Genomic DNA, 13,195 nt, shown 5'->3' on the forward strand with positions numbered 1-13,195 from the left:
ATGCCCCACCTGCCCCGCTTCACCGCCGCCGCCGTCCAGGCCGCCCCCGTCTACCTCGACCCGGACGCCACCGTCGCCAAGGCCGTCGCCCTGATCGCCGAGGCCGCCGCGCACGGCGCCGCGCTGGTGGTCTTCCCCGAGGTCTTCGTGCCCGGTTACCCGTACTGGAACTGGACGATGAACCCGCTCCAGGGGTCCCCCTGGTTCGAACGCCTCTACCACGCCTCGGTCGACGTGCCCGGCCCGCAGGTGGACGCGCTGTGCGCCGCCGCCCGCCGGGCCGGCGTGGTCCTGGTGATCGGTGTCAACGAGCGCGGCCGGCACGGCGTCGGCACGCTGTACAACACGATGCTCACCATCGGCGCGGACGGCCGGCTGCTCGGCGTGCACCGCAAGCTGGTGCCGACCTGGGCCGAGAAGCTGACCTGGGCCCAGGGGGACGGCAGCTCACTGGTGGTGCACCGGACACCGGTCGGCCCGCTCGGCGTGCTCGCCTGCGGCGAGAACACCAACCCGCTGGCCCGCTTCACCCTGCTCGCCCAGGGCGAACTGGTGCACGCCGCGAGCTACATCGCGCTGCCGGTCGCGCCCGAGGACTACGACATGGCGGAGGCGATCGCGCTGCGCGCGGCCGCGCACTGCTTCGAGGGCAAGGTGTTCACCGTGGTCTCCTGCTCGACGATCTCGCCCGAGATCGTCGACCTGGTGGCCGGCGAGGACCAGCAAGTGCGCAAGCAGCTCGCCCGCCCGCGCGCCGCGCTCTCCGGCGTCTTCGGCCCGGACGGGCGCCCGGTCACCGAGCCGCTGGTCGACGAGGAGGGCATCGTCTACGCCGAGATCGACCTCGCCCGGTGCGTCCGGCCCAAGCAGATGCACGACATCGTCGGCCACTACAACCGGTTCGACGTCTTCCGCCTGCACGTCGACAACCACCCGCACCTGCCGGTGACGTTCCCCGACGGACACCGGCCCGACGCCCCGCAGGAGCCCGGCTCCCACCAGGAGGAAGCGTGAACGACTACGACGACACCCGGCTGGGCCGGGCCAGGGTCGGGGACAGCCCCGAACTCGCCGCCTACTACGAGGAGCTGGCCAAGCAGGAGGCGGGCGCGCTCTGGACGGTGGCCAACGAGATCGAGCCCTGGTACCCGCAGCCCAGGTCCGTACCGGTGCTCTGGCGCTACGCGGACCTGGCGCCGCTGGTCCGCAAGGCGCTGCCGCTGGTCCGGGCGGACGACGCCGGCCGGCGGGTGGTGATGCTGGTCAACCCCGGCCGGCGCGAGCTGAGCGCGGCCGTCGGACTGCTCTACACCGGCCTGCAGATCATGGGCCCCGGCGAGGCGATGACCGCGCACCGCCACCAGGCCGCCGCACTGCGCTTCGTCCACGAGGGCACCGGCGCCTGGACGATCGTGGACGGCCAGAAGCTCAAGGTCGGGCCGCGCGACTTCGCGATCACGCCGAACAACACCTGGCACGAGCACGGCAACGAGGACTCGGACGAACCGGTGATCTGGCAGGACGGGCTGGACATCCCGCTCGTCAACGCGCTCGACGCCGGCTTCTACGAAGTCCACCCCGAGCTGTACCAGCGGCCCGGCACGGTCGTGAACTCCTCGCTGCTCAGCTACGCCGGCACGCTGCTGCCGTACGGCGCCGAGAAGTGGAGCCGCCCGTACTCACCCCTGCTCGGCTGGCCCTGGGGGCCCAGCTACGAGGCCCTGTGCCGGCTGGCCCGGGCCGGCGAGGGGTCCCCGTACGACGGCGTGATCATGGAGTACGCCAACCCGGTCACCGGCGGTTCGGTGATGCCGACCATGAGCGCCCACCTGCAACTGCTGCGGCCGGGCCAGGCCACCCTCGCGCACCGGCACACCGGCTCGGTCGTCTACACGGCGGCCAAGGGCCGCGGCGTCTCGGTCATCGCCGGGCGACGCTTCGAGTGGCAGCAGGGCGACATCTTCGTGGTGCCGTCCTGGGCCTGGCACGAGCACGCGAACGCCGATCCCGGCGAGGACGCCTGCCTCTTCTCGTTCAACGACTTCCCGGTGATGCGCTCGCTCGGTATGTACCGCGAGGAGGCGCACCCGGACAACGGCGGCCACCAGCCCGTCCTTCCGTAAGGAGCTTTCGATGCACCTGCTCAGCTACCGCACCGGCGGCAGCGACACCCCGCGCCTCGGCGCTCGGACCGGCGACCGGGTGGCCGACCTCGCCGCCCTCGCCACCGCCGCCGGCGCCGAACTGCCCGACGACCTGGCCGCGCTGATCCGGGCCGGCGAGCCCGCCCTCGCCACCGCCCGCGCGCTGCTGGCCGGCGCGCCGGCCGGCGCGTCGCTGCCGCTGGCCGAGGTCACGCTCTGTGCGCCGCTGCGCCCCGGCAAGGTCGTCGGCGTCGGCCTCAACTACGTCGAGCACGTCGCGGAGTCGCACCGCTCGCTCGACACCGAACGCGAACTGCCCGACCGTCCGGTGCTGTTCGGCAAGCCGGCCACCGCCGTCACCGGCCCCGGGCAGCCGATCCTGCACAACGCCGACCTGACCAAGCAGCTCGACTGGGAGTGCGAACTGGCCGTGGTGATCGGCCGCACCGCCCGCCGGGTCACCGAGGCCGAGGCGCTGCGGCACGTCTTCGGCTACAGCATCGTCAACGACGTCAGCGCCCGCGACCAGCGCCGCTCCGGGCAGTGGTTCTTCTCCAAGGGACAGGACTCCTACTGCCCGTTCGGGCCGGTCGTGGTCACCGCCGACGAGATCCCCGACCCGCAGAACCTCGACCTCTCGCTCAAGGTCAACGGTGTGACCAAGCAGGACTCCAACACCCGCCACATGCTCTTCGGCGTCGCCCGGCTGATCGCCGACATCTCCTCCGGCATGACCCTGGAGCCCGGCGACGTGATCGCCACCGGCTCGCCGTCGGGCGTCGGCGCAGGTCTGGTGCCGCCGCAGTTCCTGCAGCCCGGCGACCTGGTGGAGGCCACCGTCGAGCGGATCGGCACGCTCGCCAACCCGGTCGTCGACGCCCGTGGTGACGAGGCCCGTGGTCACGACGCCCGCGGTCACGACGCCCGCACCGGCGGCTCCCGGCTCGACGACGAAGGGGCGGACGCATGACCACCTACCGGATCGGCCAGATCGTCCCGAGCTCCAACGTCACCATGGAGACCGAGGTCCCCGCCCTGCTGCGGGCCCGGGAGGCGGTCGCCCCCGAACGCTTCACCTTCCACTCCAGCCGGATGCGGATGACCAAGGTCACCCCCGAGCAACTGCGCGCGATGGACGCCGACTCGGACCGCTGCGCGCTCGAACTCTCCGACGCCCGGGTCGACGTGCTCGGCTACGCCTGCCTGGTTGCCGTCATGAGCACCGGGCCCGGCTACCACCGGGAGTCCGAGCAGCGGCTGCACCGGCGCACCGTCGAGAACGGCGCGCCGGCGCCGGTGGTGACCAGCGCCGGCGCCCTGGTGGCCGGGCTGCACGTGCTCGGGGCGAAGAAGGTCGCCCTGGTCGCGCCCTACCTCCGGCCGCTCGCCCGGACCGTGGTGGACTACCTGGCGCACGAGGGCATCACGGTGACCGACCACGCGGCCCTGGAGATCCCCGACAACCTGGAGGTCGCCGCCCACGACCCGGCCCGGCTGCCCGGGATCGCCGCACGCCTCGCGCACGCCGAGGCGGACGCCGTGGTGCTCTCCGCCTGTGTGCAGATGCCCTCGCTGGCGGCCGTCGAGGAGGCCGAGCAGCAGCTCGGCAAACCGGTGGTCTCGGCGGCGATCTGCACCGTCCACCAGTTGCTGCGCGCGCTCGGGTTGCCCGCCTTCGCACCGGGGGCGGGGTCGCTGCTCTCCGGCGCCTACGCCGAAAGCACGTCACCGGCCCACGGGGCGCCCGCCGCACCGCCGTCCCGCCCGCCCGCGACCGTCCCGCAGCCGCCCACCGCACCGCCGTCCGGACCACTCGGCTGCGCTCCGACAGTATGATCACGCCGGGCGGTCGGCAGGCGGGACCGCCCGGGACCGGCGCACACGCCGTACGGGAGGAGGGCCGCCATGCCGGAGAACGGGTCACGCCCCAGCTCCCTGATCCACACGATCTACGGCGAGTTCGTCCGCCGGCTCGGCGGCTGGATCTCGATAGCCGACCTGATCGCCCTGATGGCGGAGCTGGACGTCGACGCTCCGGCCGTCCGGTCGGCGATCTCGCGGCTGAAGAAGGCCGGCACACTGCTGCAGGAGCGGCGCGAGGGCACCGGCTACCGGCTGAGCCCGGCGATGGGCCCGGTCTTCGACGAGGGCGACCGCCGGATCTTCCACAGCCTCGGGCCAGCCGAACTCGCCGACGGCTGGGTGGTCGCGGTCTTCTCCGTGCCCGAGTCGGAGCGGGCCAGCCGCCACCAGCTGCGGTCCCGGCTGAGCTGGCTCGGCTTCGGCAACGCCGCCCCCGGGGTCTGGCTGGCACCCGCCCGGGTGCTGCCGGACGCCCGGCTGCTGCTGGAGCGCCTCGGGCTGAGCGCGTACGTCCACCTCTTCCTCTCCGAGTACGCCGGGTTCGCCGAACTGCGCTCGGCGGTCGGCTCCTGGTGGGACTTCCCGGCGATCGAGGAGCAGTACGCCGAGTTCACCGGGGCTTGGGGCCAGGTCGCCGCCGACCTGCGCCCGTCCCCTCGGATCGAGGCGGTCGAGGCGTTCCGCGCGTACGTCCCGATGCTCACCCAGTGGCGCCGTCTGCCCTACCTCGACCCGGGACTGCCGGAGCCGCTGCTGCCGGCGGAGTGGAACGCCGTCGCGGCCCGCGCGGTCTTCACCGAACTGCACGGCCTGCTCGCCGGGCCCAGCCTGCGGCACGTCGAGAAGCTCACCGGGCTCTCCCAGCCCCGACCGGAACCGACCTGACCCGACCGGAACCGACCTGGCCCGACCTGACCCGACCTGGCCCGACCCGTACCCCAGCCGACCGCCGTAACGCCGGAGGATCCGCCGTGACCGACCACGCCCCCGCCGACCTGCTGATCCGCTCCGGCGCCGTGCACACGCTCGTCCCCGGCGAGGCACCGCACCGGGCACTGGCCGTCACCGGCGAACGGATCACCGCGCTGTCCCCCGCGGCCGACGGCCTGGACCACCTGATCGGCCCGGGGACGGACGTGCTGGACCTGCCCGGCACGACCGTGCTGCCCGCCTTCGACGACACCCACACCCATCTGATCCTCGCCGCGCACAGCGTCCACGACGTCCCGGTGCACCGCGCCCGCGACCTCGACGGGTTCCTCGGCCTGATCCGTGAGCGGGCGGCGAACACGCCCCCCGGGCAGTGGATCCGCACCACGATCAACTGGCAGGAGGTCAACCTCGCCGAACAGCGCCTGCCCCGCACCGAGGAGTTGGACGCGGCCACCGACGAGCACCCGGTGCTGGTGCGACGCGGCGCCTACAACATGGTGCTCAACACCCCGGCACTGCGGCTGGCCGGCATCACCGCCGCCACCGAGGCCCCGCCCGGCGGCGTGATCGAGCGTGACGAGCGGGGCCGGCTGACCGGCCGGCTGGTCGACAAGGCGGTCGCACTGGCCGAACGGGTGCTGCCGCGCCCGGCACTCGCCGACCGGATCGAGGGCCTGCGGGCCGCGTCCGCCGACTACGCCGCGACCGGGATCGGCACGGTCCGCGACTGCCTCGTGCCGGTCGAGGACCTCGAGGTGCTGCGCGCGGCCCGGGAGGCCGGTGCCCTGAGCGTGCGGGTGCGGGCCCTGGTCTCCGGATTCGGCGCCCGCACGCCCGGGCAGGTGGACGAACTGCTCGACCGGATGGAACCCTGGCGCGCCGGGGGCGACGCCTGGCTGAGCGTCTGGGGCGTCAAGTTCGGCATCGACGGCGGCATCGAGGCGGGTGCGCTGGACGAGCCGTACGAAGGCCGCCCGTGCTACCACGGCACGCTGCTCTGGGACCGGCAGGAGCTGGTCGCGGCGGTCGGACGGGTGGTCGCGCGCGGCTGGCGGGTCGGCGTCCACGCCTGGGGTGACCGCGGGCTGCGCACGTTGCTGGACGTGTTCGAGCAGGTGATCAAGGACCACCCCGGCCTGGCCCCGGGCACGCTGGTGGTCGAGCACGGCGGGCTGGCCCGCCCGGACCAGCGCTCGCGCGCGATCGCGCTCGGCATCCCGGTCACGGTGCAGCACCCGCTGCTGCACGACGCGGCGACCGCCCAGATCCGGGCCTGGGGCGGCGAGCGGGTGCGCGGCATCTTCCCGCTGCGCGAATGGCTGGACGAGGGTGCGCTGCTCGCGGCCGGCTCCGACTTCCCGGTCGGGCCCTACGGCGCGATGGTCTCGGTCTGGGGCATGACCACCCGGCAGACCGTGGCCGGCGCGCAGGGCGTCGAGCACGCGATCACCCGGGCCGAGGCGATCGGGCTGCACACGGTCGACGCGGCCCGGCTGCTGGGCGAGAGCGGAGCACGCGGCAGCCTGCGGCCCGGGGCCCTGGCGGACCTGACCCTCTGGCCCGCCGACCCGTTCGACTGCCCGCCGGACGAGCTGGCGGGGCTGCGGCCGGTCCGCACGGTGCTCGGGGGCCGGACGGTACACCGGATCTGACGGGTGCCCGGGCGGCGGGGCCGGATCTGACGAGTGCCCGGGCGGCGGGAGCGGTCCTGGCGGGGGCCACCCACCCGGCCGGCGGCGCCGGCGTGCCCCGTGGAGTGCCCGGGACAGGTGGCCCTGGCCCGCGGCGCGCCACCCGGGACCTCCGGCCGCCCCGCGGGACCGGGCCCGACTGCGGCCGGGCCACGGCCGGGCGGGAAGGCGTCCCGTGCCCCAGGCGCCCGGGACGACGGGCGGCGCAGCGTGGATGTCACGCCCGCTCCACCGGGCGACGTCACCCGCAGCCACCCTGGGGATTCCACCATGTCCGCACAGCCCGTGCTCTCCACCGTCCACGACACCCGCCGCGCCGTCTGCCTGCCCGACCTGCTCCGGCAGCAGGTGGCCGCCCGGCCGGACGCCCCGGCCGTCACCGGCGGCGGCGAACGCCTCAGCTACCGGCAGCTCGGCGAGGCCGCCGACCGGCTGGGCGCCCACCTGCACCACCTCGGCGCAGCGCCCGACGACCGTGTCGGGCTGTTCGTCGAGCCCTCACCGGAGCTCCTGGTCGGAGCCTGGGGGATCCTCTGCGCGGGGGCCGCCTACCTGCCGCTCTCCCCGGAGTACCCCGAGGACCGCCTCCGCTACATGATCGAGGACAGCGGGACCGGGGTGATCGTCACCCAGGAGCACCTCCGGGACCGCCTCACCGAGCTGGCCCCGCGGGGCACGCTCGTCGTCACGCCGGGCGACGCCCGCGAGGACCGCGGCGGCCGGCACGCGCGGGGCACCCGGGACGCGCGCCCGTTCCCGCACCAGAGCCAGGGCCCGGGCGGGCCGCCACCCGGCCCCCGGCCGGAGTCGCTGGCGTACGTCATCTACACCTCGGGCAGCACCGGCCGGCCCAAGGGCGTGATGATCGAGCACCGGAGCATCGTGTCCCAGCTGCGCTGGCTGATCGCCCGCGGGCACCTGGGCGCCGACGCCACCGTGCTGCAGAAGACGCCGATGAGCTTCGACGCGGCGCAGTGGGAGGTCCTGGCGCCGGCGGCCGGCGCGCTGGTCGTCATGGGCGCTCCGGGGGTCTACCGCGACCCGGAGGCCCTGATCGCCACCGTCCGGGAGCACGGCGTGACCACGCTGCAGTGCGTGCCGACCCTGCTCCAGGCGCTGCTGGACACCGAGCGGCTGGGCACCTGCACCACGCTGCGGCAGGTGTACTCCGGTGGCGAGGTGCTGTCGCGCCGGCTCGCCCGGGCCCTCACCGAGGAGCTGCCGTGGGCGTCGCTGGTCAACCTGTACGGGCCGACCGAGTGCACGATCAACGCGACCGCGCACCGGGTCGACGCCGCCACGGTCGGCGAGGACGCCGGCTCGGTGCCGATCGGCGTGCCGGTCGACCGCACCCGGTGCTTCGTCCTCGACGAGGAGCTGGCGCCGGTGGAGCCCGGCGCGACCGGTGAGCTCTACGTCGGCGGCATCCAGCTCGCGCGCGGCTACCTGAACCGGCCCGACCTGACGGCGGAGCGCTTCGTCGCCTCCCCGCACCTGCCGGGCGAGCGCCTGTACCGCACCGGGGACCTCGCGCAGTGGAACCCGGACGGCACCCTCCAGTGCTCGGGCCGGGTGGACAACCAGGTCAAGCTGCGCGGCTACCGGGTCGAGCTGGACGAGATCGCGCTCGCCGTCGAGGAGCACACCTGGGTGCGGCGGGCCGCCGCCGTCGTCACCGACGACCCGCGCACGGGCCACCGGAACCTGGTGGCGTGCGTCGAGCTGAACCCCAAGGAGGCGGCCCTGATGGACCAGGGCAACCACGGCAGCCACCACCAGTCCAAGGCGAGCAAGCTCCAGGTGAAGGCACAGCTGTCGAACCCGGGCGTGCGGGACGCCGAGGAGCTGGCGGGCCGGCCGGTGGTCGAGCTGCCCGGCCGGCAGGAGACCGGCCGCCAGCGGCGGGAGACGTTCGCCCGCAAGACCTACCGCTCCTACGAGGGCGGTGCGGTCACCCGCGACGACCTGCTGGAGCTGCTCGCCCCGCCGGCGGCGGGCGGCGCGGCCGCGGCCGGCCGCCCGCCCCGGGAACCGGCGGAGCCGGGCCTGGCCGGGCTCGGCGCGATCCTGCGGTGGTTCGGCCAGTTCCACAGCGAGGAGCGGCTGCTGCCGAAGTACGCGTACGCCTCACCCGGCGCGCTGTACGCCACCCAGCTGTACCTGGAGACCGGCGGCGCCCACGGGCTCGACGCCGGCGTGTACTACTACCACCCCGTCGACCACACCCTGGTGCGGGTCGGCGACGGCACCGGGGGGCCGGGCCTGGTCGTCCACTTCCTCGGCAAGCGGCGCGCGATCGCACCGGTGTACCGCAACAACATCCAGGAGGTACTGGAGTTCGAGGCCGGCCACATGGTCGGCGTCTTCGAGGAGGTGCTGCCCGCGTACGGGCTGGCCATCCGGCCGGCCGGCCACGGCCCGTCCGTCCGGGAGAGGCTGGACGTGGCCGAGGAGGACGGCTACCTGGGCTCGTTCGAGATCCGCCCCGGCGGCGACCTCCTGCGGACCGACCGCACCGAGCTCTACGTGCAGGCCCACGCAGGGGGCGTCGAAGGCCTGGCGGCCGGTCAGTACCGTTACACGGACGGCGAGTTGGCCCGGATCTCGGACGACCTGGTGGAGTCCCGGCACGTGATCGCGATCAACCAGCAGGTGTACGAGCGGGCCGGTTTCGGCATCACCGCGGTCAGCCGGGCCGACGAGCCGTGGCTGGAGTACATCGGCCTCGGCACGACCCTGCACCGCCTGCAGCGCAAGGGCCTCGCCCTCGGCCTCGGGTTCATGTCCTCCGGCTACAGCTCGAAGACCGGGCACCCGCTGCCGGCCGCCCGGCGGATCGACGACATCCTGGCCGCCTGCGGGATCCCGTCCGGCCCCTCGTACTTCTTCCTCGGCGGCAAGGTGAGCGAGGAGCAGATCCGCAGCGAGGGCATGCGCGAGGACGCCGTCCACATGAAGGGTCCGGCCGAGATCATCAGGGACGAGCTGGCCACCTTCCTGCCCGACTACATGCTCCCCAACCGGGTGCTCGTCCTGGACGAGCTGCCGCTGACCGCCAACGGAAAGGTCGATGTGTCGACCCTCACCGCCAGTGAGCGGGTCAGGAACGCGGAGACCGGCGGCCCGTTCGTCCCGCCGTCGACGCCGACCGAGCGCCGGCTCGCCGAGGCCTGGGGGCGGGCGCTGGCGTACGAGAACGTCTCCGCGACGGACGAGTTCTTCGGCGCCGGCGGGAACTCGCTGATCGCCGTGGCGCTGGTCAACCGGCTCAACCGGGAGTTCGGCACCCGCCTGCCGCTGCAGGTGCTCTTCGAGAGCCCGAGGCTGGCGGACCTGGCCGGCCGGATCGACGACGACACCGGCCCCGCCTCCCGGCTGGTGCCGCTGCACCGTGGGGGCTCCGGCGACCCGGTGTTCTGCTGGCCGGGGCTCGGCGGCTACCCGATGAACCTGCGGCTGCTCGCCGGCACCGCGGGCCGGCCGTTCTACGGCATCCAGGCCCACGGCATCAACGCCGGGGAGACGCCGTACCCGACGGTCGGGGAGACGGCCGCCGCCGACGTGGCCGAGATCCGCCGGGTGCAGCCCGAGGGCCCCTACACCCTGTGGGGCTACTCCTTCGGCGCCCGCGTCGCCTTCGAGGCGGCCTGGCAGCTGGAGCAGGCCGGCGAGCGGGTGGCGGACGTGCTGCTGATCTGCCCGGGCAACCCCGAGGTCCGCCGGGCCGACGGCGAGCTGTACGGGCGCGAGGCCTCGTACCGCAACCCCGGCTACGTGACCATCCTGTACTCGGTCTTCGCGGGTTCGATCGGCGGGCCGGGGCTGGCGGCGTGCCTCGCCGAGGCCCGCGACGAGGACGGCTTCACCGCCTTCGTCCACCGCCTGCTGCCGGACCTGGACGAGGAGTGGATCCGCCGGATCACCCGGATCGTCGGGGAGACCTACGAATTCGAGTACAGCTTCCACGAGCTCGCGGAGCGGCGGCTGGACGCCCCGCTCAGCGTCTTCAAGGCCGCTGGCGACGACTACTCCTTCATCGAGGGGCAGTCCGGCTACTCCGCCGCACCGCCCACCGTCGTCGAACTGGCCGGTGACCACTACGGCGTGCTGAAGGAGCCCGGCATCACCGAACTGGTCACCGCCATCCGCGCCCGCCGGCTCGGCTGAGCAGCGGGGCGAGCGAGGGATCTACACGCGTCATCCTCCGGCCCGGGCCGCCTCCCCGGGCCGGAGGAGCGCCGTGTCCGGACGCGCACGGCCCGACGGGCCGGTCCGCCGGGATCCGATGTCCTGTCACCCGGACAGCTCGTCAGGCTCGTCGTGGTGGGCGTTTGCCGTTGACGATCTCACCAAGAGCTCGACACCAACGCGACCCTGGAACGAGGACAATCCTGATGACCCGATCGTTTCCCCACCGACGAAAGACGACGGCCTACCGCGGCTTGGCGGTGGCTGCGATAGCCGTCGCCGGGCTCCTCCCGGTGGGGGCGACACCCGCGAACGCGGCTGCGCCCGACAAGGTGACTGCGCACGACCACGACCACCGCCACGGCCACGGCCACCGGCACGGGCACGGCCACAGACACGGACACGGGCCCGGCCACGCCCGCGGGGAGAGCCACCGTGACGACTACCGCCGGTCCGCCGACGTCAGCTCCGACGAGGACTGCGCGCAGGAGGAGCTGAGCCCCGAACTCGCGGCCAAGCTCGACGCGGCCATCCAGCAGACGATGAGCCAGACGGGTGTTCCCGGGGTGACCGTCGGGCTGTGGGTGCCGGGGAAGGGCCAGTACGTCCGCTCCTTCGGCGTCGCCGACAAGAAGACCGGCGCCCCCATGTCCGAGGACCTCTTCATGCGGATCGGCAGCGTGACCAAGACCTTCACCGCCACCGCGGTGCTCGAACTGGTCGACGACGGGCTGGTCGGGCTCGACGACCCCATCTCGGCGTACGTGAGCGGCGTCCCGGACGGCGACCGGATCACCATCCGCGACCTTGCCGAGATGCGCAGCGGCCTGTTCCCGTACTCCGCGGACCCGGGCTTCGTCACCGCGCTGGAGTCGGACCCCACCAAGCCCTTCACCCCCGAGGAACTGCTCGCGTACGGCTACAAGCACCCCAACGTCGCCGCGCCGGGTGCGCAGTTCCTGTACAACAACAGCAACTACATCCTGCTCGGCCTGGTCGTCGAGAAGGTCACCGGGATCCCGCTGGCCGACTTCATCCACGACCGGGTGACGGAGCCCAGCGGCCTCGGCGACACCGTGTTCCCCGAAGGAGCCGAGTTCCCCTCGCCGCACGCGCACGGTTACACCAACCAGACCCCCACCGGCGCGACGGCGGACGCCACGGACTGGAACCCCAGCTGGGGCTGGGCGGCCGGTGCGATGATCTCCAACCTGGAGGACCTCAAGCACTGGGCCAAGGACCTCGCGACCGGCACGCTGCTCTCGCCCGAGACACAGGCGCAGCGCACCGAGTACCTGCCCACCGGTCTCCCCGGCGCGGGCTACGGGCTCGGCCTCTTCGACGTCCAGGGGTGGGTGGGGCACAACGGCTCACTGCCCGGGTACGAGAGCCTCGTCCTCTACATGCCCGAGCTGGACGCGACCCTCGTGGTGCTCCTCAACACCGACATCTTCTACCAGGGCCTCGAGCCGAGCACGCTCTTCGGACAGGCCATCGCCAAGATCGTGACGCCGGACAACGTCTACTTCATCCCGGCCACGAAGTAAGCCTCCGCCGAGGACCGCTCCGCACGGCGGAACCCGTGACCGGACCGCGCCCGATCGGCGGTCCGGTCACCGTGCGATCCGGCTCGCCGGCGCGGCGGGCGTCCCGAGGCCGGCGGCCCGGCTCAGCGACGGGAGGCGGGGCGCTTGGGCGGGGCGATGCGTATCCGCTGCTCGACGGGGGCGCCGTCGATGCCGTCGAGCTGCGCGGTGATCGTGCTGCGCAGGTCGTCGTCGTCCTCGAAGCTGAAGTCGTTGAAGAGCGTGTAGCCCGTCCACATCAGGTTGGCGCACACCCGTGCCGGGACCCGGCCGGTCCGGGCGCCCATGCCCACCAGCGCCACCGACGTGATGCTGCCCGGGGTCGCCCTGTTCTGCCGGTGGATCGCCTGGAACGCGGCGGCGCACGCCAGGGCCACGTTCAGCGTCTCGCTCACGTTCTGCGAGGAACTCTCCATCGTCGGCGTCGAGATCAGGAACCTCGGGCTGACCGCACCGGACGGGACGCAGACCGCGCTTCCCACCGGAAGGCTCCCCGCGAACCGGCTGCGGATGGCGCGCTGCACGCGCAGCTGGATGCCGGCGCCGAGGTGGCGCTTGATGACCGCGTCGACCCCGCCGTCCATCCGGCCGAGGGAGTTGGTGGGGCTGACCCAGGCGTCGACGTCCTCGTCGAGGATGGACCCGGTGCGGATCTCGATGCCGGGGGTGTCCGCGAACGCCGCCCGCCACGCCTCCACCACCGCCTTGTTGAGGTCGGTCAGCACCACTCGCAGCGGCGGCTGTACCTGGTCCACGGTCATGGTTCACTCCGTTCGAAGCAACTGCCCTT

At 73.5% G+C, this 13,195-nt stretch carries 9 protein-coding genes; 8 read left to right on the forward strand and 1 reads right to left on the reverse strand.

The annotated features are described in order from the left end of the window. The 8 genes from ACZ3YO_RS21810 (at nucleotide 1) to ACZ3YO_RS21845 (ending at nucleotide 12,366) form a co-directional block, all read left to right on the forward strand. A complete protein-coding gene (locus tag ACZ3YO_RS21810) occupies nucleotides 1–1,014 on the forward strand; it encodes a carbon-nitrogen hydrolase family protein (RefSeq protein WP_465571667.1) in 1,014 nt (337 codons plus the stop codon). Beyond that, a complete protein-coding gene (locus ACZ3YO_RS21815; RefSeq protein ID WP_465571670.1) occupies nucleotides 1,011–2,123 on the forward strand; it encodes a cupin domain-containing protein in 1,113 nt (370 codons plus the stop codon). The genes ACZ3YO_RS21810 and ACZ3YO_RS21815 overlap by 4 nt, the downstream gene beginning before the upstream one ends. Nucleotides 2,124–2,133: 10 nt before the next feature. Next, on the forward strand, nucleotides 2,134–3,114 hold the full coding sequence (locus ACZ3YO_RS21820) for a fumarylacetoacetate hydrolase family protein (RefSeq protein ID WP_465571672.1): 981 nt from the start codon (nucleotides 2,134–2,136) through the stop codon (nucleotides 3,112–3,114). Continuing rightward, nucleotides 3,111–3,980 carry a maleate cis-trans isomerase family protein gene (locus ACZ3YO_RS21825; RefSeq protein WP_465571675.1) on the forward strand — a complete coding sequence of 290 codons (870 nt, stop codon included), beginning with the start codon at nucleotides 3,111–3,113 and terminating at the stop codon, nucleotides 3,978–3,980. The genes ACZ3YO_RS21820 and ACZ3YO_RS21825 overlap by 4 nt, the downstream gene beginning before the upstream one ends. Nucleotides 3,981–4,049: 69 nt before the next feature. Continuing rightward, on the forward strand, nucleotides 4,050–4,892 hold the full coding sequence (locus tag ACZ3YO_RS21830; protein WP_465571678.1) for a PaaX family transcriptional regulator: 843 nt from the start codon (nucleotides 4,050–4,052) through the stop codon (nucleotides 4,890–4,892). Between the two features lie 86 nt (nucleotides 4,893–4,978). Continuing rightward, the gene (locus ACZ3YO_RS21835) at nucleotides 4,979–6,592 is read left to right on the forward strand and encodes an amidohydrolase (RefSeq protein ID WP_465571680.1); all 1,614 of its coding nucleotides are present in this window, start codon (nucleotides 4,979–4,981) and stop codon (nucleotides 6,590–6,592) included. 309 nt (nucleotides 6,593–6,901) lie between these two features. Further along, nucleotides 6,902–10,798: an amino acid adenylation domain-containing protein gene (locus ACZ3YO_RS21840; protein ID WP_465571683.1), complete on the forward strand. Its 3,897-nt coding sequence runs from the start codon at nucleotides 6,902–6,904 to the stop codon at nucleotides 10,796–10,798. 227 nt (nucleotides 10,799–11,025) lie between these two features. Then, nucleotides 11,026–12,366: a serine hydrolase domain-containing protein gene (locus ACZ3YO_RS21845; protein WP_465571686.1), complete on the forward strand. Its 1,341-nt coding sequence runs from the start codon at nucleotides 11,026–11,028 to the stop codon at nucleotides 12,364–12,366. Nucleotides 12,367–12,488: 122 nt separating this feature from the next. Here the strand turns inward: ACZ3YO_RS21845 and ACZ3YO_RS21850 are convergent, their stop codons facing one another. Beyond that, nucleotides 12,489–13,166 (reverse strand): macro domain-containing protein, encoded by a 678-nt coding sequence (locus ACZ3YO_RS21850; RefSeq protein WP_465571688.1) that lies wholly within the window; start codon nucleotides 13,164–13,166, stop codon nucleotides 12,489–12,491. Nucleotides 13,167–13,195: the final 29 nt, after the last annotated feature.

Source organism: Kitasatospora sp. NPDC022785, assembly GCF_055561295.1.

Coding starts and splice junctions, on each gene's coding strand:
- ACZ3YO_RS21830 (WP_465571678.1), top strand. CDS start 4,050: ATGCCGGAGAACGGGTCACGCCCCAGCTCCCTGATCCACACGATCTAC.
- ACZ3YO_RS21850 (WP_465571688.1), bottom strand. CDS start 13,166: ATGACCGTGGACCAGGTACAGCCGCCGCTGCGAGTGGTGCTGACCGAC.
- ACZ3YO_RS21825 (WP_465571675.1), top strand. CDS start 3,111: ATGACCACCTACCGGATCGGCCAGATCGTCCCGAGCTCCAACGTCACC.
- ACZ3YO_RS21840 (WP_465571683.1), top strand. CDS start 6,902: ATGTCCGCACAGCCCGTGCTCTCCACCGTCCACGACACCCGCCGCGCC.
- ACZ3YO_RS21820 (WP_465571672.1), top strand. CDS start 2,134: ATGCACCTGCTCAGCTACCGCACCGGCGGCAGCGACACCCCGCGCCTC.
- ACZ3YO_RS21810 (WP_465571667.1), top strand. CDS start 1: ATGCCCCACCTGCCCCGCTTCACCGCCGCCGCCGTCCAGGCCGCCCCC.
- ACZ3YO_RS21845 (WP_465571686.1), top strand. CDS start 11,026: ATGACCCGATCGTTTCCCCACCGACGAAAGACGACGGCCTACCGCGGC.